At 67.1% G+C, this 25,042-nt stretch carries 12 protein-coding genes; 7 read left to right on the top strand and 5 right to left on the bottom strand.

What is annotated here, in order from left to right:
- Positions 1-11: 11 nt before the first annotated feature.
- From AAF604_14760 to AAF604_14745, 4 genes are all read right to left on the bottom strand, one after another.
- Positions 12-476, bottom strand: a complete 465-nt coding sequence (locus tag AAF604_14760; GenBank protein ID MEM7050927.1) for a hypothetical protein — start codon at positions 474-476, stop codon at positions 12-14.
- A 22-nt stretch (positions 477-498) separates the two neighbouring features.
- The gene (locus tag AAF604_14755; GenBank protein ID MEM7050926.1) at positions 499-1,623 is read right to left on the bottom strand and encodes an acyl-CoA dehydrogenase family protein; all 1,125 of its coding nucleotides are present in this window, start codon (positions 1,621-1,623) and stop codon (positions 499-501) included.
- 125 nt (positions 1,624-1,748) lie between these two features.
- Positions 1,749-3,131 (bottom strand): MFS transporter, encoded by a 1,383-nt coding sequence (locus AAF604_14750; protein MEM7050925.1) that lies wholly within the window; start codon positions 3,129-3,131, stop codon positions 1,749-1,751.
- A 20-nt stretch (positions 3,132-3,151) separates the two neighbouring features.
- Positions 3,152-4,555: a cytochrome P450 gene (locus tag AAF604_14745; protein ID MEM7050924.1), complete on the bottom strand. Its 1,404-nt coding sequence runs from the start codon at positions 4,553-4,555 to the stop codon at positions 3,152-3,154.
- 382 nt (positions 4,556-4,937) lie between these two features.
- On the opposite strand from AAF604_14745, the gene AAF604_14740 reads away from it, so the two are divergent.
- The 5 genes from AAF604_14740 to AAF604_14720 all read left to right on the top strand — a co-directional run bounded on the left by AAF604_14740 (position 4,938) and on the right by AAF604_14720 (position 15,610).
- Positions 4,938-9,701 (top strand): aminotransferase class III-fold pyridoxal phosphate-dependent enzyme, encoded by a 4,764-nt coding sequence (locus AAF604_14740; GenBank protein ID MEM7050923.1) that lies wholly within the window; start codon positions 4,938-4,940, stop codon positions 9,699-9,701.
- 265 nt (positions 9,702-9,966) lie between these two features.
- Positions 9,967-11,586: an MmgE/PrpD family protein gene (locus AAF604_14735; GenBank protein ID MEM7050922.1), complete on the top strand. Its 1,620-nt coding sequence runs from the start codon at positions 9,967-9,969 to the stop codon at positions 11,584-11,586.
- Positions 11,587-11,600: 14 nt separating this feature from the next.
- Complete coding sequence (locus AAF604_14730; GenBank protein ID MEM7050921.1) at positions 11,601-12,926, top strand: glycosyltransferase; 1,326 nt, start codon at positions 11,601-11,603, stop codon at positions 12,924-12,926.
- A 201-nt stretch (positions 12,927-13,127) separates the two neighbouring features.
- Positions 13,128-14,309: a hypothetical protein gene (locus tag AAF604_14725; protein ID MEM7050920.1), complete on the top strand. Its 1,182-nt coding sequence runs from the start codon at positions 13,128-13,130 to the stop codon at positions 14,307-14,309.
- A 158-nt stretch (positions 14,310-14,467) separates the two neighbouring features.
- A complete protein-coding gene (locus AAF604_14720; protein ID MEM7050919.1) occupies positions 14,468-15,610 on the top strand; it encodes a hypothetical protein in 1,143 nt (380 codons plus the stop codon).
- A gap of 85 nt (positions 15,611-15,695) precedes the next feature.
- Here the strand turns inward: AAF604_14720 and AAF604_14715 are convergent, their stop codons facing one another.
- Positions 15,696-21,557 (bottom strand): Ig-like domain-containing protein, encoded by a 5,862-nt coding sequence (locus AAF604_14715; GenBank protein MEM7050918.1) that lies wholly within the window; start codon positions 21,555-21,557, stop codon positions 15,696-15,698.
- 213 nt (positions 21,558-21,770) lie between these two features.
- On the opposite strand from AAF604_14715, the gene AAF604_14710 reads away from it, so the two are divergent.
- Together AAF604_14710 and AAF604_14705 are read left to right on the top strand one after the other, a co-directional pair.
- Entirely contained in the window at positions 21,771-22,394 is a 624-nt protein-coding gene (locus AAF604_14710; protein ID MEM7050917.1) for an ECF-type sigma factor, read from the top strand.
- Complete coding sequence (locus AAF604_14705; GenBank protein MEM7050916.1) at positions 22,391-24,991, top strand: serine/threonine-protein kinase; 2,601 nt, start codon at positions 22,391-22,393, stop codon at positions 24,989-24,991. The genes AAF604_14710 and AAF604_14705 overlap by 4 nt, the downstream gene beginning before the upstream one ends.
- The last annotated feature ends 51 nt before the right edge of the window (positions 24,992-25,042 follow it).

Here is a 25,042-nt window from a genome sequence, read left to right as displayed (position 1 = left end):
TCAGGAAAAAGTCACCACTTGCCGGCGGCTTCGTACTCGGCCTGAAAGCGCTTGAAGGCATCGTGCAGCACCGGCTCGAAGGCGGTGCCGTGGGGCTTGTAGATGTTGCCGAAGACACAGCGATCACCGGCGAGATGGATCGGCATGGCGAGCATCGCCCACTCCCAGGAGCCGGTCACCAGGTACCAGATGACCGCCACCGAGCCGATCCCGACGAAGCTGTGTCCGATGTTGTAGAGGTCGTGGAAGATGCTCGGGATACTGCGGTGCTCGCCCTTCTTCTTGGCGTAGTACATGTACATGCCCGGGAAGGTGCCGATCAGGTCGCTGAGCAGAAAGGCGCCGGCAAAACGCCACCAGTTGACCTCTTGCCAGTTGTAGATCACCAGCCCGAGCAGGGTGAACATGATGATGGCCCAGTCGATGCGGACCATCTGATAGGTCTTCGGGGTCAGAAACAGATTGAACTTGTCCATGACAGTCCTCCCTTGAAAGGGGTCAGGCGATTTCCATCGGGCCGCCGGCCAGGAAGCCGTCGATGGCCGGTGCAACGCTCAGTCGAGACGGTGGGTGGAAGGCCAGGGCGCGGCTCGCCGACAGCAGATAGGCGACGTCCGGCGAGGCGATGAAGGACATGCCGCCGAGCAGCTCGGCGGCCCGCATCACGGACCGCTCGATGGCACCCTGCACGGCGAAGCGCACCAACAGACTGCGCACCAGAATGTCCTCGCCGCGCTCGCCGGTCATCATCGTCTGGGCCACTCCTTCGAGACCCGACATGGCGCTCTCGAGCTCGATGGCGAGCTGCACGCGCTCCCCGTCGGTGCCCTTGCCGCCGGCGAGGGCACGCTCGGCGAGAGCGCTGGCGACTCCCAGGTAGGAGGCCGAGACCAGCAGCTCGAACCACAGGAAGCCACCGGCTTCGACGGCGTCGAGGCCTTCGTCGACCTCCGGGAAGAAGAGCTGGTCCTGAGGGATGAAGACATCCTTGAGAACCAGTTGGTCGCTCTCGGCACCACCGAGCACGGAGCTGGTCCAGAAGGGCTGGCGGTCGATTCCCTCGGCGTCCGCCGGCACCACCGCCACCGCCCGGCGCGGTGCCCCGCCGTTGTCGCTCGGAACCGCCACGCTGGCGGTCAGCAAGCCCATCGAGTAGGTCAGGGTGCAGGGCTTTTTGGCGCCATTGATGCGGTAGCCGCCATCCACCGGCTCGGCACGCATCAGGGGATCGAGGATGCTGCTGCCGGTGCGGCCCTCGGCGAAACCGGAAGCCACCAGAAGCTGGTTCTCGGCGACGCTCTTCAGGAGATCGACGGTGTAGTCGCCGTAGAAGGTGTACTCCACCAAGGTGGCGACGGAGAAGTTGTGCATCGTCATGGCGATGGAGAGCGACGGCGACCGCGTCGCCACCGCCCGGTGGACCCGCACCGCTTCCACCGGCGTCGCCCCCAGACCGCCGTACTCGGTCGGGATCAACAGGCCGGCGCCACGCGCAGCGATGAGCATCCCGAGGCAGGGATTGCCGCGCTTTTCGAGCTCCTGCAGTGGCTGTTCCGCCAGCTCGGCGTCGAGGCCCGGCAAGAAGCGCTCGAGGTGCTCGCGCTCGCTCTTCAAGAAATTCACGGGGAACTCCTATTCATTGGAGAATGTTCATCAGAGCTTCCGTAAAGCTCATCGGTTATTTACACAGAGACATTCATGCATAATTTTCCGCCTCAAAGGCCCGAAGGGTTTCCGTTCCGCCACACTCAGGACCGTCCTTCGGTCTCGTTCTTGACCTCCCAGTCGCGCTTCAAGGTACGGCCGGCAAGGAAAAAGTGTCCCGCCGCCCACAAATCCGTGACGACGATGATCAGCAACGACCAGCGCACCGCCTGATTGCCCTGCCCCGCCGCCAGCGAGTCGTTCAGCACGCCGACCGACAGCGGCCCCAGACCGAGCCCGATGAGGCTGACGACGAAGGCCAGAATCGCCGCCGCGAGAGCGCGCATGCGCAGCTTGACGAGCCCCTGGACGACCGCGAAGACCGGTCCCGACCAGACCCCGGCGAGGGCCGCGAAGGGAATCAGCCAGAGCAGCGAGGCAGTCTCCCCCGGAGCGAACAGGATGCCGAACAGGAAGGGGATCGAGAGCAGCGAGGCGAGGGCCGGCAGGTAGACCTGCCAGCGCAGATCGCGGGCACCGAGCCGGTCCGCCAACATGCCGCCACCGACGGCGCCGAGGGCGCCGCCGAGGCCGATGATCAACCCCAGCCAGAGACCGACCTTGGCGAGCTCCGCCTGGTAGACGCGGATATAGAAGGCCGGTGCCCAGGCGGCGAAGGCATATCCGCCGAGAGCGTGGAGGGCGGCACCAAGGGCGATGTGCTTGAAGGACGGAATGCGGCGCAGAAAGGCCCGCACCTCGGCGAGGGATTCGACGCGATCGTCGAGGCGCTGGGTCTCGGAGGCACCGCGCGCCGGCTCGCGGATGGTCAGCCGCAGCAGCACCGCCATCAGCAGCCCCGGCAGTCCCACCGCCATCAACGCCACCCGCCAGCCGAACTGCTGGGCGATCCAGCCACCAAGGGCGAAGCCGAAGGCGATGCCGACGTAGATGCCCATCGAAAAGACGGCGAAGGCGGTGGCCCGCCGCTCCGGCGGGTAGTAGTCCGAGATCAGGGAATGGGCCGGTGCCACGAAGGCGGCCTCGCCGATGCCCACCCCGATACGCGCCAGGGCGAGATGGACGAAGCCGCGGGCCAGGCCGCAAAGGGCGGTCATGGCGCTCCACACGGTGAGCCCGAAGGTGATCACGTTGATGCGCTTGCCGCGGTCCGCCCAGCGCGCGATGGGGATGCCGGCGAAGGTGTAGAAGAGCGCAAAGGCGACGCCGGTCAGAAAGCCGATCTGAGTATCGGAGATGCCGAGGTCGCGCTTGATCGGCTCGACCAGGATCGACAGGATCTGCCGGTCGATGAAGTTGAGCACGTAGACCAAGAAAAGCACCACCAGCACATAGTGCGAGTAGCGCCGCGAGGCGACCTCCTCGGAGGTCCGCGCCTCGGCGGCGGCTCCGCCCTCCCCCGAGCGAGGCTCCGCTTCATCGAGTCGGCGAGCCCCCGCAACGGGCTCACTGGAAAACGTTTTCATAAATAATAAAAACTAATAATTTACGCCGCGCCATTCACCCTTTGCAGCACCATCGGCATGCCGGCATTGGGCCGCAGCGTCAGAATCGGTGCCACCTCTACGTGATGCCCGGGCAGCAGGTCGGGACGAAATCGCTGCGCCAGGGTGGCCAAGGCCATCTGCATCTCGAGAATCGCGAAGTTCGAGCCGATGCAGTTGCGCGGACCGCCGCCGAAGGGCAAGAAGGCATAAGGGTGGCGCCCTGCTTTGCGATCGACGGCGAAGCGCTCGGGATCGAAGCCCTCGGGATTCTCCCAGAACTCCGGATGGCGGTGGGTGACGTAGGGGGACAGAAAGAGGGTCGAGTTGGCCGGGATCTGATAGCCCCCGAGCTCGAACTCCTCTTTGACCAGCCGAGAGAAGGCCCACAGCGGCGGATAGAGGCGCAGCGCTTCGTGCGCCACCTGGGTGGTGTAAGGCAGCCGCGGCACATCTTCGATGGTGGGGGTCCGACCACCCAACACTTCGGCGAGCTCGGCGCGCAGGCGGCGGGCCTCGCGCGGATGGGTCGACAGCAGATACCAGGTCCAGGTGAGCGCGATGGCAGTGGTCTCGTGCCCCGCCAGCATGATGGTCATGACCTCGTCCCGGAGATGCTCGTCGAGCATCTGCTCGCCGGTTTCCTCGTCCCGTGCCTGCATCATCATCGACAGCAGGTCGATGCGGTCGGAGGAGTCCTTGCGGCGCTCGGCGATGACCTTGTAGACCACGTCGTCCATCGCCTGGACACCGGCACGGAACTCGCGGTTGCGGCGCGTCGGCAACGACGAGGGCACGTCGAAAAGGCGGTAGATGTTGCGGTTCATGTGGTTGAGGGAAACCTCGAGGCCGTGGCTGACGGCGTCGAAATCGGCCGGTGGCAGGTCGGCGCCGAGGAGGGTTCGCATCACCACGTTGAAGGTCAACCGGTTCATCTCGGGATAGAGGTCGAGGGGCTCGCCGCTCTCGGCATAGGGCTCCCAGCGGTCGGCGAACTCTTCGGCGACGGCGGTCATGGTTTCGGCGAAGGCGGCGATGCGCTTGCGGTGGAAGGCCGGCTGGGCGATACGCCGCTGGCGCTGCCAGAAGGAGCCGTCACTGGTGACCAGGCCGTTGCCGAGGAGGGACTTCAGCTTGTTGAAGCCGCGCGAGGCTTTGGCGAAGTTGAGGTGGTTGCGCCCCAGCACCAGCTTGACGTGGTCCGGGTGCTGCAACAGGTGAATCACCTTGGGGCCGAAGCGGAAGCGCACGATCTCCCCGTAGTCCCGCAAGGCTCCCATCAGGAAGCCGATCTTGTCGTCCCGAAAATCGGGCAGGCTGCCGGCGAAACCGCGCGCGGCAGGACCCGGCGCGACTCGACCCGCCGGGAGAGAGTCCTTCGAAGCAACTGACAGCGTGCTAGCCATGACTGGTCGATGTCTCCACTCGAGAAGCGCCGGCGTTCGACCGCCGACGGCCGGCGGAAAGGAGGCTCGACGGACGACCACGCCCGCGAACCGATTTCCTGCCTCCTTTCCCCTTTTCCGACCCAATTACTCCAAAACACCGTAACATGGATTTACTTGAATGAAATGAAGTTCTGACGATCACATATTTTTAATGAAATTAATAATTAAAATCAATAAAGCGTTTAAGCTCGATCTGGCGGGACTTTTCTCGCCTCAGCCTAAAACCGCCCCCCCTGGTTCGACGTAGTAGAGGCTACGAATCCTGTATCTGAGCCTGCACAAATTCGGACATACGCCGTATAATAGATTCGGTAGTCAGAATTATATATAAAAGACTAATATGAATATGACCGGACTTTCGTCCTACCTGGCGCTAGCCCGAGTGCGGGCAGCAGAGCAGGCTCAGGACCTCGCATACACCTTCCTGCAGGCCGGTGAGGAATCCGACCGTCTGACCTTCGGAGACCTCGATCAGCGGGCTCGGGCGATCGCCGCTCGCCTCCAGGAACAGCACTCGCCGGGCGACCGGGCGCTTCTGCTCTACCCGCCCGGCCTCGACTACGTCGCCGCCTTCTTCGGTTGCCTTTACGCCGGCGTCGTGGCGGTGCCCGCCTACCCGCCGCGAATGAACCGCAATCTGCCGCGGCTGCAGTCGATCATCGAGGACGCCGAGCCGACGGTGGCGCTCACCACCGGCGGTATCTACTCCCAGCTTCGCAACTGGTTCCAGGAAGCCCCGGAGCTCAAGACCATGGGCTGGGAGACCACCGATGTTCTCGATCTCGGGCACGCCGAGGATTGGCGGGAGGTGGCCGCACAGCGCGACGACCTCGCCTTCCTGCAGTACACCTCCGGCTCGACGGCGAAGCCCAAAGGCGTGATGGTGAGCCACGGCAACCTGCTCCACAACCAGGCGCTGATGGCCGAAGGGTTGCGCCACCATCGCGACACGGTGGTGGTTTCCTGGCTACCGCTCTACCACGACATGGGGCTGATCGGGAACGTCCTGGCGTCGATCTACAACGGCGTGCCCTGCTACCTGATGGCGCCCGTCGACTTCCTCAAGAAGCCGCGTCGCTGGCTCGAAGCCATCACCCGCTACGGCGGCACCTTCTCCGGCGCCCCCGACTTCGGCTATGCCCTGTGCGTCGAGAAGATCTCACCGCAGGAGCGCGAGGGCCTCGACCTGTCCTCCTGGCAATCGGCCTTCAACGGTTCCGAGCCGGTGCAGGCGGAGACTCTGCACCGCTTCTCGGAAGCCTTCGAGCCGGTCGGCTTTCAGCGCAAGTGTCTCTACCCCTGCTATGGCCTGGCGGAGTACACGCTGTTCGCCAGCGGCCGATTCAAGACCGAGCGCTCGGTGGCCTTCGCCCGCGACGAGCTGGAGAACAACCGTGCCCGGCCGGCGCGCACCGGGGAGCACTCCCGCACCCTGGTGAGCTGCGGGGTCTCGCCCACCGGCGGCCGCATCGCGATCGTCGATCCGCAGACCAAACGGCGCTGCTCGGAAGGCGAAACGGGCGAGATCTGGCTGGCCAGCGACAGCGTCGCCCAGGGCTACTGGAAGCGCGAGCGGGCCACCGAAGAGACCTTCCGCGCCTTCACCGAGCCGGACGACGTCGACCCCGGTGGCGACGGCCCGTTCCTGCGCACCGGCGATCTCGGCTTCCTGTACGGCGGCGAGCTCTACGTTACCGGCCGCAGCAAGGACCTGATCATCATTCGCGGCCGCAACCTGCACCCGCAGGACATCGAGGTCAGCGTCGAGGCCAGTCACGCAGCCCTCAAGCCGGGTTTCGCCGCCGCCTTCCCGGTCACCGTCGCGGGCACCGAGCACCTGGCGGTGGTCGCCGAGGTCAAGCGCGAGAAGCGCCACCATCTCGACGTCGAAGAAGTCTTCGAAGCGATCCGACGAGCGGTGGCCGCCGAACACGCGGTGCAGGTTTCGACCATCGCCCTGCTGCGCCCCGGCTCCCTGCCCAAGACCTCGAGCGGCAAGACCCAGCGCAGCCGCGCCCGCCTCGAGCTCGCCGCCGGCAACCTGCCGACCCTCGGCGAATGGCGCGACGGCGCGGTCTTCACCAGCGCCGAAGAAGAGGCCGAGCAGCCGCCCCGGGAGTGGTCCATCGACAAGCTCGAGGGCTGGTTTCTGCAGCGTGTCGCCGAACGGCTCAAGCTCGACCCGGCACGCATCGATCGCGGCCAGCCGCTCGCCTCCTACGGCCTCGAGTCGGTGGTGGCGGCCTCCCTGAGCAGCGACATCGAGGAGACCCTGAGCATCGAGTTTCCGGTCGATGAGCTCTTTCTGGGCGAGCCGCGATTGAGTGATCTGGTGCACCAGATGTGGCGTCTGTTGGGCGATGCGTCCCCCGAAGACACCGGCATCATCCGCCTGTTCGCGGTCGATTCTCCGCCCCAGGGCCCGACCATCGCGCCACCGCCGACGAGCACCGCCGCGGCACGGCCGACCCCTCCCGCAGGCGACGAGGACTGGCACCCGTTTCGATCCCACGTCAATCCCGAGATCGGCCGCCTGATCGCCCAGCTCGCCATGGACAAGGTCTATGTGCGCGGCGAGGGCTGCTACCTGTGGGACCAGGACGGCCACCGCTACCTCGACTTCCTGGCGCAGTACGGTGCCCTCCCCTTCGGCTTCAACCCGCCGCAGATCTGGGCCGCCCTCGAAGGGGTGAAGGAGCGCGCCGAGCCCAACTTCGTGCAGCCGTCGAATCTCGAGGCGGCGGGCGAGCTGGCACGCCGGCTGGTCGAGGCAGCGCCGCCGGGCCTGCAGTACGTCACCTTCTCGAACAGCGGCACCGAAGCCGTCGAAGCGGCGATCAAGCTGGCCCGCTCCTCGACTGGCCGGCTCGGCGTCCTGTCGACCAGCAACGCCTTCCACGGCAAGACCCTGGGCTCCCTGTCGGCGACCGACAAGCTCAAGTATCAGCGCCCCTTCGGCGCTCCCATCGCGGGCTTCGAAACGGTGCCCTATGGTGACCTCGAGGCGCTCCGGCAAGCTCTCGCCGGCGGCCGCTTCGCGGCCTTCCTGGTGGAGCCGGTGCAGGGCGAAGGCGGCATCATCGAGCCGCCCGCCGGCTATCTGCGCGAGGCCCAAGCCCTCTGTCGCGAGGTCGGGACCCTGCTGATCGCCGACGAGGTCCAGACCGGCCTCGGCCGCACCGGCACCCTCTTCGCCTGCCAACGGGAAGGCATCACGCCCGACATCATGACCCTCGCCAAGGCCCTCGGCGGCGGCCTGATGCCGATCGGAGCCTGCCTCTCCACCGCCGAGGTCTACGACACCGAGTTCGGCCTCAACCATTCGTCGACCTTCGCCGGCAACGCCATGGCCTGCCGGGCGGCCCTCGCCACCCTCGACCTGCTGGAGGCGGACGATCTCGCCCTGGTGCGCAACGTCGCCGAAACCGGCGAGCGCTTGAAGCGCGGCCTGGTGGCCCTGCAGCGGCGCTTCCCCCACCTGATCTCGGAGGTGCGCGGGCGCGGCTATCTGCTGGGCATCAAGTTCGGCCTCAATCGCTACTCGGCGAGCGGCGGCCTGCTCGGCTACATCGGCGAGCGCGATGTGCTGACGGCGCTGGTGGTGAGCCATCTGCTGAACTTCGAACGCCTGCGGGTCGGCTACTCCCTCAACAAGGGCGAGGTCCTGCGCATCGAGCCGCCGCTGACCGCCGGATGGGAAGAGTGCGAGCGCTTCCTCACCGGCTTCGAGAATGTCCTCAAGCGTCTCGACCGCCAGAACCTGGCGGCCATGACGGCCCACATCACGGGCGTCGACATCGGCGAGGCGGAACGCCTCGGCATGGGCCAGCCGGCGAACGACGAAGCGGTTCGTCAGCTCCCGGCGGAGCGCTCCGGGCACCGCCCAGGGGGTCGGTTCGCCTTCATTGTTCATCCGCTGGACATCTCCGACTACAGCGATCTCGACAGCAGCCTCGGCATCCTGTCGAAGGAGCAGCTCGAGCACCTCTCCACCTGCATCGGCGACAACTTCGATCCCTTCGTCATCGGCGAAACTTCCATCCTCGCGGACAGTGGCCGCACCGCCTACGGTGAGTTCATCATCGTGCCGCGAAGCGCCGAGGACTTGCGCGAGATGCCCCCGGACGAGGCCCTCGAGGAGGTTCGTTTGGCGGTGGACGTGGCGCGTCAGCGGGGCGCCAAGATCGTCGGCCTGGGGGCCTACACCTCGGTGGTCACGCACAGCGGCCTGACCCTCCAGGGCGCCGGCATTCCGGCCCTGACCACCGGCAACTCGTTCACTTCGGCAGCCGCCCGTCGCCTGATCAAGATGTCCCTCGACAGCCGCGGTCGGCGCCTCGAGAGCAGCTCCGTGGCGGTGCTCGGTGCCGGCGGCGCCATCGGCCAGGCGGTTTCGCTGCTGGTCGCCGAAGAAGCCCAGCGCCTCTTCCTGGTCGGCAACCCGGCCCATCCGGAAGCCAGCCTCGGCCGGCTGTACGAAGTCGCCGGTCGTCTCCTCGGCAGCCTCGATCGCCTGGCCAAGGAGGGGCGAACTTTCCCTCCGGGCAGCCTCGCCGACCAGGTGTTCGAGCTCGGCATCAGCATGCCCAGCAGTGACGAGCGCTCCGCCCTCGCCAAGGCCGGCGAGGCCTTCGTCGCCCAGTGCGACGCCTTGGTTCTGTCGGTCGATGCCGATCGCTGGGTCGCCGAGGCCGACGTCGTGGTGACCGCCACCAGCACCGTCGAGAAGCTGGTCAAGGCCGAGCTCCTCAAGACCGACGCCATCGTCTGCGATATCTCGACCCCTTCGAACGTCGGGCCCGAGGTCAAGGAGCAGCGGCCGGACGTGATGGTGGTCGACGGCGGCATCGTGCGTCTGCCCGGCGATTCCCGCCTCGGCTTCAATGCCTCCCTCAAGAAGGGTCAGGCCTACGCCTGCATGGCCGAGACCATGATGCTGGCCCTCGAGCAGCGCTACGAGGACATGAGCCTGGGCTTCAACCTTTGCATCGAGAAGGTGATCGAGCTCGAGCACCTGGCCAAGCTCCACGGCTTCGAGGTCTACCTCGACCCCGACGACCTGGTGCCGTCCGGGTCCGGACAGACGGTGGGAGCCGCTTCGTGAGCCCTCTCCACCTCGCATCTCAGGCGACGCCGGCCCGCCGGCGGTCGCCCAATCTACGCCCCCGAGTCACCGCGAGTGACGCCGCGCCATCGTTTGGTGCGGAACGAGGTGAAATCCCTCGAGGGGGCTCCAATCCAAGCCCCGGACCCGGTGTCCGGAAGCCACCCGATCACGCCCCCGAGTCACCGCGAGTGACGCCGCGCCATCGTTTGGTGCGGAACGAGGTGAAATCCCTCGAGGGGGCTCCAACTTCGACCTCCCTGGGATGAGTCCTCCGCCGGTCCTCCGAGACCTCGCCGACTGGGCCGTCGGCCTGCGCTGGGACGATGTCCCAGGGGCCGTCCGGGAGGCCGCCAAGGACCAGGTGCTCTCCACCCTGGCGGCGGTTCATTACGGCTACCGCAGTCCCCTCGGCCAGCCGATCGCGCGCGCCTTCGCGCCGCCGGCGCCGGGCAACGCCCGGGTGCTGCCGACGGGGGCCCCGGCGCAGCCGCCACAGGCCGCCTTCCTGATGGCCGCGTGGTCGATGGTCCTCGACTACGACGACGTCATGCTCGGCGGTCACACCGGCCATTCGTCGGTGCTGGTGCCCTGGGCCCACGCCCGCGAGCACAGCGGCCGCGACCTGCTGTTGGCCCAGATCGTCGCCAACGAGATCGCCGCCCGCATCAACATGGTCTGCGCCGTCGGCTCCACCCGCGGCCAGATGGCGACCCATCTACATCTGATCGCCGCCGCCGCCGCCCGCGCCCGTCTGGTCGGCCTGTCGGCGGAGTCCTACGCCGAAGCTCTGTCCTTCGCCCTCTCTTACCCGGCGGAAGCCCTCTTCCCGGCCTTTCTCGGCTCCGACGCCAAGGCGCTGTGCGCCGCCTGGCCGATCCGCATGGGGCTCGACGCGGTGGCCGCCGTCGGTCAAGGGCTGCGCGCGGCGACGGATCCCCTCGACGATCCGCGCGGCTTCTTCGCCAGCCGCGCCACGGTGCCGGTGCGAGAGTTCCTCGGCGGTCTCGGCGAGCGCTGGCACACCCTCACCAACAGCTTCAAGGCCTACCCTGCCTGCGGCTATCTCGAGGCCGTCCTCGAAGCCGCCGAAGCGCTCTCCCGGCAGAGCCCGAAGAATCCCGACGAGATCTCTCGGGTGCGGGTCAAGGCCTCGATCTTCACGGTCGGCATGGACGCCCATTCCGAGCCTTACCTCGACGGTGGACGCTCGCCGCTGGTGGCGCTCACCTTCTCGACCCCCTACACCGTCGCCTGCGCACTCCTCGATGGTGGTCTCCGGCCGGAGCATCTCGCCCCGCCCTGGACCGAGGATCCGCAAGTCTGGGAGCTCGCCGGCAAGGTCCAGGTGGAGCACGATTTCGACCGCACCCTGGCGGCCCTGGTGGCCGATATTCCGATCGGGGCCGCCCTGCGGCGGGTCAAGCCGTGGCAGGCCGCGGGCTTCGGCCTCGCCCTCGCGGGCAAGGCCTGGGGTCGCTTCGGGCGCTGGCGACGCCCCTGGCTGACTACCCGCCTGGCCCTCGCCCTGGGACGCGCCGCGGGCCGCCGCGAGCCCCTCGACCTGAGCCGCTCGACCAAACCCCTGGGTGCCGAAGTGACGGTGATCACCGGCGACGGCCGGCGGCTGCGTCAGACCGTCGACACGCCGCGCGGCTTCGCCGGCGGCGACGGGCCGGCGGAGATCCGGCGCCTGATGCGCCAGAAGTTCCTCGACGCCACCCGCGAAGACCTCGGGGCGAGGGCGGACCGCGCCCTCACCGACCTCGAACGCCTCGACCGCCTGTCCGCCGACGAGGTTCGACACCTGGTCGAGCTTCTCTGTTTCACCGCCTCCCAGGTCCCGCAGCCGGAGCTCGCCGAGCCGGTGCGCTCGGCCAGCTAGCAAGGAATCAAACGATGGCGCGTTTCCTGCTCACCACCCAGCCGATTCCAGGGCACATCAACCCGATGGTGCCGATCGCCCGCGAGCTCGTCGCCCGCGGTCACGACGTCCTCTGGTACACCGGCGAGCTCTTCCGGCCGGCGGTCGAAAAGAGCGGCGCCCGCTACCTGCCGATGAACGCGGCGCCGGACTTCGACCTGACGGATCCGACGGTGATGCCCGAGCGCCACGGCCTCAAGGGCATCGCGCAGCTCAAGTTCTACCTCCAGCACATGCTCCTCGACAGCGCTCCGGGGCAGGTGCAAGACCTCGCCGCCTACGTCGAGCGCTGGCCCGTCGATGCGCTGTTCTCGGACATCACCTTTCTCGGCTCGCTCTACCTGGCGGAGCTCGGCGGTCCGCCCTGTGCCGTCCTCGGCGCCACCGCCTATCCGCAGCTCAGTCGCGACACGGCGCCCTACGGTCTCGGCTGGCAACCCAGCTCGGGCTTCTTCGGCCGGCTGCGCAATCAGCTCCTCAACGCCCTGGTCGGGCGGGTGATGTTCGCCGACGTCAACCGCTACGCCGATCGGGTACGCCGCAGCATCGGCCTACCGCCGACGGACTTTGCGTTCATCGACACCGCGCCACTGCTCTCGGACCTCTACCTCCAGGCGACCGCCGCGGCATTCGAGTATCCGCGCAGCGACCTACCGGCCAAGGTGCACTTCATCGGCCCCTTGATCCACCGGCCATCGGAACCCTTCGAGCCACCCACCTGGTGGGCTGAGCTCGACGCCGGCCGACCGGTGGTGCACGTCACCCAAGGGACCATCGCCACCGCCCACGAGCAGCTCATGGTGCCGGCCATCCAGGCCCTGGCCGACGAAGACGTCCTGGTGATCGCCACCACCGGCGGCAAGACGGCGGCCGAGTTTCCGCTCTCGCCGCTGCCCGCCAACGTCCGCCTCGAGCCCTTCGTGCCGTACCACAGCCTGCTGCCCAAAGTGGACGTGATGATCACCAATGCCGGCTATGGCGGAGTGCAGTTCGCCCTCGCCCATGGCGTTCCTCTGGTCGCCGCCGGTCGCACCGAAGACAAGAAGGAGATCTGCGCCCGTCTCGAGTGGGCCGGTGTCGGCCTGACCTTGCCGACGGAGTCGCCGAGCCCGCGTCAGATTCGCGAAGCGGTGCGCCAGATCCTCGGCAACCCTCGCTATCGCGAAGATTCCCGGCGCCTCAAGGCGGACTTCGATCGTCACGACGCACCGCGGGAAGCGGCCGATCTGCTGGAGCAATTCGACGCCGGTCGGGCCGTCCAGGGGGCCCCGCAGGTGGGCGCCCGCCGCGCTCGTCAGTGAATCCCGACACCGGAACGTTCGACTGTCCCGATTTCCCAAGACCGAGGCACATAACTACCGTCAGACTTTAAAAATACAAATATGCATAAGTGTAAAATATACATAGACATTCCTTTGCGGACCGCGGCATTCGAGCCGGTCCCGCACTGCCCCTTCGGGGCCGTCCCTTTCCAACTACTGAGCTAGGAGTGACTGATTCTCATGAGTCCGATTCTGAAGGGTAAGACTGCTCTCGTCCTGTTTGCCGCCTTGTTGCTGTTGCTGGCGCCGCCGATCATCGCCGACGACGATGACAACGACAACGGGGCTCCCCCGAGCCTCTCCCTGCGCCTGCCCAACTCGACCCAAGGCCCTCTCTGGCCACCGTCGGAGATGACCAACGAGGCCGGCGATTTCATCACCGTCGGCATCACCCTCTCCGAGGCCAACGGCTTCCCCGGCTTCCCGTTCTTCGGCCAGAAGCTGATCATCTCGAAGGACACGGTGCCTCCCCTCGACGAGAACGGCAATCGCATCATCAACAACTGGTTCGCCGCCTCTCACGACATCATCCGCCCCCTCGACCTGCGCGAGGGCAGCCCGGACCGCGACATCGTGCTCTACAACCTGTCGATCGGTCCGGCGGACGAGCTCGGCATTCCGCGCATTCCGGCCGAGGGCGACTCGGCCTACAACCTCTACACCGACGGCTATCCCTGCCAGGACATCTTCCCGACGCCCGAGCAGAAGGCCAACTACTCGCGCCCGCGCACGCCGCTCCACGAGTTCCCGGTTTGGGGTTTCCAGGGCGACCAGATCGGCTACGACGTGGTCACCGGTCAGCCCTATGACCCCAACGCGCGCCTCAACTTCGCCGAGAACTGCTTCGGCTGCTCCGGCGAGAACACCCTCGACTTCCGGCCCAACACCGAGCCCATCACCCTCGGCGACTGGACCGACGCCCGCGGCCGCCTGCGCATCACCCTGACCGACTGGGACGAGGAGGCCGGTGGCTACACCGCAGCCTTCTTCAAGTTCAACATGCGCAACCTGGTGCCGAACTCGGTCTACACCGTGTGGACCATCCGTCCGCGCCGCATCCCGGGCCTCGACTTCATGCCGCAGGCCGACCCGCTGTCGATTCCGAACATCTTCGTCACCGATGATCGCGGCAAGGCCCGCGGCACCCTCAAGGTGATCCACCCGTTCCCGGATCCGGCGACGGACTTCGGTGGCGAGCGCCTCGACGGCCTGGTGGTGGCCTGGCATCCGGACTACCAGAACTGGGGCGCCTGCGGTGGCCTGCTGGGCGCCGGAGTCGACCTCCACACGGTGTTCAACACCTTCGTCGAGGGCAACACCTCGCTGGCGCCGTTCATCACCGTCCCGCCGAGCGGCGGCTAGCGCCAGAAGTTTTCCGGTGAGGTCGGCGCCGACCTCACCGGTCTCTATATCCCGGTTGCGGTCCCTCGGGACCGCGACCGGGCCTCCTGCCGATCCGATCGGCGAAATTCGGCTTCGAACCCTTTGATCTCCATTGTTTTCCAGGAAGAGGTGTCTCTATGCGCTCCAACTATGCCTTGATCGTCAGCCTGCTGCTCTTGGCCGCCGCGGTGCCGACGCTGGTGGCCGACGAGGCGCCGTTCGTTCGCGTCAAGCTCCCCGCCGCCACCCAGGGACCCCTGTGGCCGCCGGGAATCGTGACCGACGCCAACGGCGACTTCCCGGTGGTGGGCATCCACCTCATCGAGGTCAACGGAACTCCCGGCATTCCCCTGCTCGGACAACCGTTCATGATCTCGAAGGACACGGTGCCGCCCCTCGACGCCAGCGGCAACCGCATCCTCAACAACTGGTTCGCCGGCTCCTACGACTTCGTGCGCCCGCTGGACCTCAATCCCGGCAGCCCGGATCTCGACATGGTGCTCTACAACCTCTCCTTCGGTCCGGTGGACGAGAGCGGCGTGGCGCGCATCCCGGCGAGCGGCGATTCGGCCTTCAACCTGACCACCGATCCGCACCCCTGTCAGGAGCTCTTCCCGACGGACCTGCAGGCGGCGACCTACGAGCGCCCGCGCTTCCCGCTCCACGAGGTTCCGATCTGGGGATTCCAGGGCGACGGTATCCGCTACGGCCGGGACTCCGGCGCCGTCGAGGTGCCGAACCAGCGGGTCGACTTCCGCGAAGGCTGTGTCGGTTGTGCCGGTGAGAACAACCTCGATCAGCGCCCGCGCCGCGACCCCATCACCCTCGGCCAGTGGCTCAACGCCTCCGGCAAGGTGACCATCCGGCTGGACGACTTCAACGCCGAAGCCGGGGCCTACACCGCGGCGACTTTCCGCTTCAACCTGCGCAACATGCTGCCCAACTCGATCTACACCGTGCAGGCGGTGCGCAACCGGCGCATTCCGGGCTTCGACTTCTTCCCCCAGGGCGATCCGTTGGCGATCCCCAACGTCATCGTCACCAACGAGTGGGGTCGCGGCCGCGGTACTTTCAAGGCCCACAACCCCTTCCCGGATCCGGCCACCGACTTCACCGGTGAGCGCATCACCGGCCTGGTGGTGACCTGGCATCCGGACTACCAGAACTGGGGCGCCTGCGGCGCCCGCTTCGGCGCCGGCGTCGACCTGATGACCCAGCTCAACTCCTTCGTCGAAGGCAACTTCGATCTCACTCCCTTCATCACCGTCCCGGCCCCCTGAGTCGGCGCCGGAAGCAAAAAGAGGGGGTGAGAACCCGCCGGTCCTCACCCCCGGGAGCCATCACGAGAGGCCGAATCCACTCAGCTCACGGCGACACGAATCCCAGATCCGGGCTCGAGAAGGCGCTCGAGCCGTGTTCGTTGGTGGCGAAGACCCAGTAGTAGTAGGCCTGCCCCGGAGGGGCTGACAGGTCATCCCAGGAGGTCCCCTCCACCCCGGAAGCGACCACGTTGCCACTCATCGGCTGATGGGAGGTGTGGCGCCAAACGCTGTAGGAGGTCGCCGTAGGCGAGGCCTGCCAGGTGACCCGCACACGATCGGCGAAGGCGCCGTCGCTCGCTGTCACCCCCGTCGGTGCATCCGGTCGCGTCGTCTGGCTGCACTGTACGGCTTGCGGCGAGGCCACCAGGTGGAAGATCTCCCCATCCCCCTGACCGCTGCCATCGACGCCCACCGCATAGGCATAGAAGAGCGTGCCATGGGAGGTGCCAGCCGGAATCGCCACCCGGAAACCGTGATTCGGGTCCGGGGCCGGCAAGCTGGCGCGCGGCCGATCCGCGACCACCTCGGCGAACAAACTGCCGATGCCCAGGGGACCATCGCGAAAAACGCGCACCCTGATCGGACCGGCGAAATCCGGATCCCAAGCCCAACCGGCCAGCCACTCGCAGGTCGCCTCGTCGAAGGTCCCCTGCGGCGATGCACCACCGCCGCCACCGGCATAGCCGGTATCGACATTCGAGAAGGCGCTGTTGCCGTGACCGTTCGAGGCGAAGACCCAGTAGTGGTAGGTCTGCCAGGGCACCGCCGTGGTGTCGTTCCAGGAGGTCCCGGCCAGCCCGGCGGCGACCACCGAGCCATCGAGCGGTGACGACGTCGAGCTGCGGTGGACACTGTAGCTCTGAGCGTTCGAAGCCGGGGACCACTGCAGCCGAACCCGATCGCCAAAGGCACCGTCGGAAGCGCTCAGCTCGGTGGGAGCAGACGGCCGTGAGTTCTGCGGGCAGTCGACGGCTCGGGGCAACGGCGGAAGCGGTGCATCGAGGCCATCGGGCTGGCCCGAGGCGTTCACCCCGACTCCGTAGGCATAGAACAAGGTGCCGTCGGAGGTACCCGTCGGCACGGCGACTTCGAATCCATGGCGAGACCCGGGAGTCGGCAGGCCGGACCGCTCGCGGTTGGCGAGCACATCGGCGAACAAGACGCCGATACCGAGTGGTCCGTCACGGTAGATCCGAACGCGGATCGGCGCTGCCGAGTCGGGATCGTGAGCCCAGCCGACGAGACGAGTGCAGCTCGCCTCTTCGAACTCACCGGTCGGCGGATCGGTGCTGCCAGTGCCGGCGGCAGCGAAACCCGTGTTGGGCTGCGAAACCACACTGCTGCCGTGACCATTGGTGGCGCGCGCCCAGTAGTGATAGGTCTGGCCGACCACCACGTCTTGATCGTCCACCGTCGCCCCCACCGGCACGGCGATGACGGCGGCGGCCGCGACATCGGAGGTCGTGCCGCGAAGGACTTCGTAGGCGGTCGCCCCGGCGGAGGGCGTCCAGGTCACCCGAACGCGATCCCCGAAGGCGCCGTCGCTGGCCGCCAAGCCGAGGGGCGTGGGCGGCGCCGCACCGCCGCCACCACTGCCGCCGCCGCAGGTCAGCACTTGGGGTGATCCGAAGAGCGGACGCCACTGACCGGTCGCCACGCCCAGCGGGTCGACATCGCGAGCATAGGCATAAACCGACTCCGCCCCTCCGGTCCTGAGGACCGCCGGCGTCGCGACGGCGAAGCAGTTGTTCTGCGCCAAACCTCCACCGGAGCCGCAAGCGCGATCGGCAAAGCCCTCGGCCACCAGCTCGCCATCCGGTCGCGGCGCGCCGCGAAAGAACTGCACCTTGACCGCACCGACGAAGTTCGGATCCGTCGACCAACCGGTGAGGGCTTGGCAGGTCGCCGGCTCGAAGAACCCGTAGGGCAACTCCGGATTCGCCTCGACCACCGTGAAGCGATGCTCCTGGGACTCGCTGACGTTGCCGCAGTTGTCCGTCGATCGAATGCGCAAGCGGAAGCTACCGGTGCCCGGCGCCCTCCAACCGAAGCTCCAGGGACCATCCCCTCCAGCCACCCCGACCGGCTGATCGTCGATCAAGAACTCGACCTGCTGGACTCCGCTGAGGTCGAAGACCTGGGCATCGAGCAGTACCGTGCGCAGCAGATCCAGCACCACCGCGGCGCCGTCCGCCGGCGTCAGGCGAATCACCTCGGGCCCTTCGCCATCGACATCGCAGCCGACGGCGGAATCGACCTCGAAGGTGCTGGTGCGCGACCAGGCGGTGGCTCCGGCGAGGTTCCGAGCCAAGGCCCGCGCCTCGTAGGTACCCGGCCCCGAGGACAGCCAGAGCACCTCGTAGAAAGGGATCGCGTCGACCGGATCGGCCACCAGCCAACCACTCACCGGCTCGTCATCGACGTAGAGCTGCACCAGCGGAGCGCGCTCGACATCGCCAGCGATGGCGCGCAGGGGAATCGTTCCAGTCCCCGGATCCGGGGTGTAACGGAAGCCGTCCCGCGGTGCGGTCAAGGTGACGTTGGGGACGGTCGTGTCGCAGAACAGGTCGACGACGTCGACCACCGGACCGCCGGCAATGTTGCCGCGGGTCGGCTCGACCCAGCAATGGGGATAGTCGTCCTTGTTGACGATCGCCACCGAGTAGAAGCTCGACGTCGGGACCTCCCCGGGGAAGCTGAACACGCCGTTCTCGGTCACCGTCGCGATGATCGCTCCCGGTTCATCGGCGGGATTGAGGGCGACCTCGATCTCATCCCCGAACTCGCGCAGGCCCTGCGCCGTGCCGGTGACCTGATGGAAGGTGCCGCAGCCCAGGGGCTCCTGGCAGGAGCAGTCGAAGGCCCCGGAGAAGTGGCCCGAAAGAAAGCGCTCATAGAGCGGAATAGCGGGCAGATCGCCGGGCTGCGGATCGAGCAGGCGGCAGCTTCGGCGATGGTCTCCGACACCGTCCACCTCGAGGGTTCCGAGGGTGACCGTCGCCCCTTCCGGGCACCGGATGATGCCGTAATCGACGGGCGCGCCATGGGTCGCCGTGCCACCGCTGAAGATCTCGAACCCTCCCGGGGTCCGGCACTGCGCTTCGAGGGCGACCTGCTCGAAGGGTCCCAGGCCTTCGACCTCGTAGCCCACGAAGTACTCGCGTTCGCAGTAACGGCCGTCGCGATCGCAGTAGCACTGGAGATGCTGAGTGAGGATCTGCCCCCAGAGAACCCAGGTGTCTTGGGTCACCTGGTCACAGCCGAGATAAGCCAAAGCGGTCGAGGCGAAGCATAGACCGACGCATTGAGCGACCAACGGCGGCGCCGACACAAACGGCACGATTCCGCAGCTCTTGCAGCTATAGGCCGCCACGACCGAGTTGGCGAGGCAGGCCGCCACCTCACCGGGGAGCGCAGCCAGGAAGTTGTCTCGCTGGGCGCAGAAGGCCACGTCGCAAGGATGACTGGGCGCCGAGCAGTCGGGATTCGGCCCGTCGGCGACGGGATTGTAGAGTCCCTCGAAGCTCCCCACCAGGTCGAGTTGATGAGTCGTCGGGTTGGCGCCGGTACGGCTCTCGGCACTGACGAACTGGATCTCGAGGGAGAAAGGCTGGTTGAGGTTACCCGCGATCGATCGCCGATTCAGATACCCCTTGAAGAAATAGGTTTCGTTGCGGGTCAAGGCGACATGGTCGCCGACGTCGAGACCGAGGGGGGGCGCCGGATCGGCCCAGGTCCATTGCAGCGGACCGCCCTGCGAGAGCAAACCTCGGAAGCGTCCGAAGTAGATGCGGTCGTCCGAGTTGCCGGTGAGCTTGAAGATCAGCTCGAGGGGTAGCTCCGAGTGAGTGCCGAGGTCGGCCCTGAAGTTCTGCACATCGTAGCCGATGACCTCGATTTCAAAGGGGGGTAGCGGCAGTGGTGCAACTCGGATGGTGAAATCGAAGGGGTCCCGAATCGCCGAGTTGCTGGCGATCACCAGGGTGGTTTCATAGGTCGCACTCGGGCTGGCGCCCCGAGCATCGAAGGAAACCGAGAAAGTGCGCTCGGCGCCCACCGCCACGGCCGCATCAGAAGGATTGGAAAGGGTGAATCGGGAATCGCCGGTGCTCGTGATCGGCAGGTCGAGCTCGAGGAGCTGATCGCCCTCGTTGCGAACGGTGAACTCGAACTCCTGCTCGAAACCGACGTTGGCCTCCGCGCGCCAGAGAGCGCGCACCGGCAGGCCGGCCTCATCGACCACCTCCAGAATCGCACCGCATGGCGGACTGCCACCGCAAATGATGCGATCGCCGCGAATATAGAAGGTGAAGTCTTCACTGAAGAAGGGGTTGATCGGCCGATCAAAGACGGTGAAGTCGAGGCGCAGCAGGAAGGGGCCGGACTGCCCCCCTGCCACCCGCAGGACACCCTCGAAGTCGAGCTGTCCCTGGGCCGGAATATCGCCCGGACGCCAGGTGTGCTCGAAGTCCAAACCGCCGGCTCCGGCCCCGGAAAGGAAAGTGCCGAAGACGTCGACATGAATCGACTGGGAGTTGAAGTTCAGCACCGAGAAATCGAACTGTAGATCTTGGTCTCGCACGCTGCCGACGTCGACGGTCCCGCCATCGCCCACTCGGTTGGAGAGCGGCGCACCGCCATCGAACTGCACGTCGACCAGGACGTTGTCGAGGCCCAAACCGAAGCTCTCGATTTCGAACCGCCCGTCGAGGGGAACGGACTGGCTGCCGGCATTGTCCGGAAACACCGAAACCCGGCTGACCAGCTCACCGCTCTCGGCGTCGGGAGTGGCCGTGAGATTGATGGTCGCCACCGATTCCGACTCCCCCGGCCCGAAGAGGCACGAGAAGTCCGAGGGATCGACGGAAGCACACCCCACTGTGAAGGTGGCGGTGAAGCCCGTGGGCAGTTGCGAGGAATCCCAGACGAACCCGCCGCTCGGCACCTTGAGCGTTTCGGAGGCACTGCAGTTGCGGACCCGCACGTCGAAGGTGAAGTCCTGCGGCAAGGTGGTGCGATCGACTTCGTAGACGGTGTGCCCGCCGTAGTCGTCGATGGTCAGGTCCCAACAGTCCACCTGGCCGAAGCTGGCTCGCTGGACCTCGCCCTCGAGGCGGAAGGAATACGGCACCGAGTCGACTTCAAAGGCCACCAAGACCTCGAAGGGCTCGAGGGCGCTGCGCGATCTGCCGGGAATCGGCGCGATCAAGGGCTGCACGGTCAGGGACCCGGCAGGCGGGATCTCTTGGGGCGCCAGGACCGGCAACGAGACCCGCACCGGTCCCGAGACGGTCTCCGCTCGCAGGCCTGAGATCCGGTGGCTGTCGCCGCTCTGCTGGGAGCTCGGCACGATCACCATGACGGGAGCCAACGCTGGCGAGTACTCGTGGATCGAACCGAGGGAGATGGTGGCACCATCGTCGGCCCAGGCGGCGATCGGCTCGGCGAGCCAGGCGACCACCGGAGTACACACCACATGGATGCTCTCCTCGGCCACGGCACCGAAGAACTGGCGCTCGCCGGTGGCCATACGCCAATCCGAGAGATAGTCGCCGGGCGCCGCCGGCGCCGTCATCTCGAAATCGAAGGTGTGGCTGCTGCCGTAAGGCACTTCGGCTCCTGCCGGCAGGCGAACCTTGGTACCTCGAAAAGGATCGAGACCTCCGACCGCCCGCAGATGGTCGCCGTCGGCAGCCCGCCACGGCGAGGCGCCGACGTTGATCAAAGTCACCGACGCGGTCGCCGTCGATCCGCACTGCAGCGACCGCGGCAAGGTCTCACCGAGCAGTCGAGACCGCCAGTCGGCGTGGCCGATCTGGTCTCCGGCGGTTGCCGGCGTCGCCAGCCCCAGGATCAGCAGAAGGCCCAGAAGCGCGATCAGGGCCGCTCGGTGACGCTCGGTCACCGCTGCCGGAGGGACGGAGGCAAGAACGGGAGACCTTCCATGCCGGGGTCGACCACAAACTTCCATGGGCATGCGAGACGGACGAGGAGTAGATCTTGGAGTAGCGGCTTGCATGGGAGGACATGCGTCAATCGTCGCCGCTCAGGCTCAGCGACTCGTCGTCAGCCCCTCCCGCCCGCAACGTCGCGGAAGATCCTGCGTAAGTCGACAACGATGCCTGCCACGGAAGAACGCTCGACGACCGAGCTCGGCCTCGCCGATGCACCCCGCGATCTGACCCTGGCCTTGCGCCGCTGGAGTCGGGGCGACGCCGGAGGCGGCGAGCGGGTCTTCCAGCAGCTCTACAGCGAGCTGCGCCGTACCGCCGTGGCCTACTTCAGCGGCGAACGCAGCAACCACACGCTGCAGCCGACGGCCCTGGTCAACGAGGCCTTTCTCCGACTCGCCCAGCAGGGCCCGATCCAGTGGACCGATCGCCGCCACTTCCTGTCCTTCGCGGCGCGCATCATGCGCCAGGTCCTGATCGATCACTCGCGCCTCTACTCCCGACAGAAACGCGGCGCGGGGTGCGTCAACGTCCCCTTGGCATTGATCGGCGACGTGGCCTGCCCGACGCCGCAGGCTCTGATCGAGCTGCATCAGGCTCTCGAACGCCTGGCGACCTGGGACCCGCAGAAGGCCAGCATGCTCGAGCTGCACTTCTTCGGCGGCCTCGACTACGACGAGATCGCGCACCTCGAGGGAGTCTCGCGGGCGACCGTCGGACGGCAGATGCGGCGGGCGCGCGCCTGGCTCTACTCACAGCTCCTTCCCAATCCTCCGCAAGACCCGGCATGAGCGATCGGGACCCGACCACCGATCCTCGTTGGTGGATGGAGGTCGACGCCCTTTTCGACCGCGTCCTCGATCTCGATCCGGCGGCTCGCCAAGGAGTCCTCGAGGTCGCTTGCCGCCACCGCCCCGAGCTGCGCCTGGCGGTCGAGTCCCTCGTCGCGGCCGACCGGGAAGCGCAGAGCTTCCTGTCGCAACCCCTGGGACGAGTCACCACCGAACCGAGGGCCGAGCCGCCCGCTGGCCGTGTGCTGCAACAAGCCGGTCCCTACCGGCTCCTCGAGCTGCTCGCCCGCGGCGGCATGGGCGAGGTCTACCTCGCATCCCGCGCCGACCAGGCCTTCGACCGTCTGGTGGCGATCAAGGTCCTGCCCCAACAGTTCGCGGGCTCCGACCTGCAGCGCCGCTTTGCGCTGGAGCGGCGAATTCTCGGCAGCCTCGAGCACCGCGCCATCGCTCGTCTCTACGACGCCGGAGAGCTCACCGATGGCCGGCCCTACCTGGTGATGGAGCTCGTCCAAGGGGAGTCGATCGGGGACTTCAGTCGCCACCGGAAACTGTCCCTGGAGGCTCGAATCGCGCTCGTCCTCGAGGTCTGCGAGGCCCTGGCCCACGCCCATCGCCATGGCATCATCCACCGCGATCTGAAGCCTGCCAACCTGCTGGTCACGGCCGACCGCGAGCCAAAGGTCGTCGACTTTGGAATCGCCACCATCCTCGGAGCCAGCGGCAACCAAGAATCCGCCGCCGACCAGGCTCTGACGCCGACCTATGCCAGCCCCGAGCAGCTTCGCGGCGAGGCGGTGACCACCGCCTCAGATGTTTATTCTTTGGGAGTGGTGCTCTTCGAGCTGCTCTGCGGCGCTCGTCCACGGGACCTAGAGACGACCACGAAACCCGGTGAAGCAACGCCGGCCGCTTCGCTCCACGCGGCCTACGCCGGCTTCGATGCCGCCGTTCAGCAACGGCTTGCCCGCGAGGCCGGCACCACTGCCAAGAAACTCGGCCGAGCCTTGAGCGGAGACCTCGACAGCATCCTGCGCCGAGCCACCGACGCCGATGTCGACGAGCGGTACGACTCCATCGAGGCTTTCGCCCGCGATCTGAAACGATTTCTGCAGCGCAGGCCGGTAAGTGCCCGCCGCCTGAACCCGCCTCAGAGAATTCGCAAGTGGGCCCAGCGGAATCCTCTCGCCGCCTTCGCTCTCGGGCTGTCCACGGCGCTGGCGCTAGTCCTGGCCGCGAGTCTTTTGCGGCACCACCTGCGCATCAACCAGGCACGCCAAACGGCCGAGAAGGAGAGGGATCGGGCCCAGCAGGTGCTGCAGTTCGTCGTCGACTCATTCGCCGAAGGCGACCTGCGTCACCGTCCCTCCGGAGCGCGATCGGTACGCGACCTGCTCGAGACCGCCGCCGCGCGCATCGACCGGGAGCTCGCCGATCACCCCGAAGCCGCCGCCGATGTCTCGCACACGGTGGGCTCCGCCCTCGCCCATCTCGACGCCTCCGAGACCGCGGCCCCGTTGCTGCAGAGGGCCCTGCGACAGCGTCAGCACGGCAACCCGGCCAAGGCCGCGGAAACCCTCAGTGCCCTCGCCGCCGTCGAGCGTCGTGCGGGTCGCTACGGCCAGGCCCGGCAATATCTCGAAGAGGCCCTCGAGCTGCTCGACCAGGCTCCGCCCTCGGTGATCGCCCAGGCTCAACGGGACCTCGCCATGGCCCTGCTCTACGAAGGCCGCCACGATCAGGCCGAAGGCCTCGCCGAGGCGGCCCTCACCAACCTCGCCACCGGCACCGGCGAGAAGACCGACTGGGCCGAGGGCTGGTATGTCCTGGCGGCGATTCTGGTGGACGGCGGCGCTCCGGGCCGAGCCGAAACCTATGTCGACCAGGCCTATGACCACCTGCAGTCGGCCGGCGGTCTCGACAGCCTGCTGGGAAGTGATCTCCTGCATCTCAAGTCGATCCTGGTGCGCGAGCTGGAGGGAGCCGCCGAGGCCCTGCCCTGGTATCAACGCTCACTCGAGCTTCGGCGACGGCTGTTCGGCACCGATTCGAGCCACTACGCTGCCGCACTTCACAGCGCCGGCCTCACCCATTGGCGCGCCGGCGAGCTCGCCACCGCCGACGAGCTGCTCCGCGAGTCGGTCCGCATCCTCGCCGCTAGCCAACCTCCCAACCCGGCCGCCGAGATCAGCGCCCGACGCGACTTCGGGCTGCTGCTGGCGGCACGCCAAGTGTGGTCGGCGGCCGACGAGGAGCTCCAGACGGCGCTCTCCCTCCAGCGCGCCGAGGAGCGAGATCCGGCACAAGAGGTTCCCTTGCTGATCAACCTCTCCCACCTGTCGATCGCCCGCGGCGAGCACGCCACCGCCCTCGCCTGGGCCCGGCAGGGGGTCGCCCTGATCCCCGAGGACCCCGCTGCCGAGCACTGGGTCTGGCTGCAGTGCCAGGTGTCCCTCGCCAAGCTTCTCGCCACCCTCGGCAGCGATGAGGCAGCCGCCGCGCTGGCCTCTCGAGCATCGAGCCAATCTCTCGACTGGTTCGGTCCCGAGCATGAGAACACTCGCCGAGTCGCGGAGAGGCTCGCCCACCTGCTCTGACCTCGAGTCGCGGCCAACGGCACCCCTCAGGGCTCGAGGAGAGCCGCGACC

The sequence above is a fragment of the Acidobacteriota bacterium genome (genome assembly GCA_039028635.1).
Taxonomy (GTDB): Bacteria; Acidobacteriota; Thermoanaerobaculia; order Multivoradales; family JBCCEF01; genus JBCCEF01.
The sequence above is the reverse complement of the archived record's forward strand: the minus strand, read 5'-3'. Positions and strand labels throughout refer to the sequence as shown.

Coding starts and splice junctions, on each gene's coding strand:
- AAF604_14760 (MEM7050927.1), bottom strand. CDS start 476: ATGGACAAGTTCAATCTGTTTCTGACCCCGAAGACCTATCAGATGGTC.
- AAF604_14750 (MEM7050925.1), bottom strand. CDS start 3,131: ATGAAAACGTTTTCCAGTGAGCCCGTTGCGGGGGCTCGCCGACTCGAT.
- AAF604_14745 (MEM7050924.1), bottom strand. CDS start 4,555: ATGGCTAGCACGCTGTCAGTTGCTTCGAAGGACTCTCTCCCGGCGGGT.
- AAF604_14740 (MEM7050923.1), top strand. CDS start 4,938: ATGAATATGACCGGACTTTCGTCCTACCTGGCGCTAGCCCGAGTGCGG.
- AAF604_14735 (MEM7050922.1), top strand. CDS start 9,967: ATGAGTCCTCCGCCGGTCCTCCGAGACCTCGCCGACTGGGCCGTCGGC.
- AAF604_14730 (MEM7050921.1), top strand. CDS start 11,601: ATGGCGCGTTTCCTGCTCACCACCCAGCCGATTCCAGGGCACATCAAC.
- AAF604_14725 (MEM7050920.1), top strand. CDS start 13,128: ATGAGTCCGATTCTGAAGGGTAAGACTGCTCTCGTCCTGTTTGCCGCC.
- AAF604_14720 (MEM7050919.1), top strand. CDS start 14,468: ATGCGCTCCAACTATGCCTTGATCGTCAGCCTGCTGCTCTTGGCCGCC.
- AAF604_14710 (MEM7050917.1), top strand. CDS start 21,771: ATGCCTGCCACGGAAGAACGCTCGACGACCGAGCTCGGCCTCGCCGAT.
- AAF604_14705 (MEM7050916.1), top strand. CDS start 22,391: ATGAGCGATCGGGACCCGACCACCGATCCTCGTTGGTGGATGGAGGTC.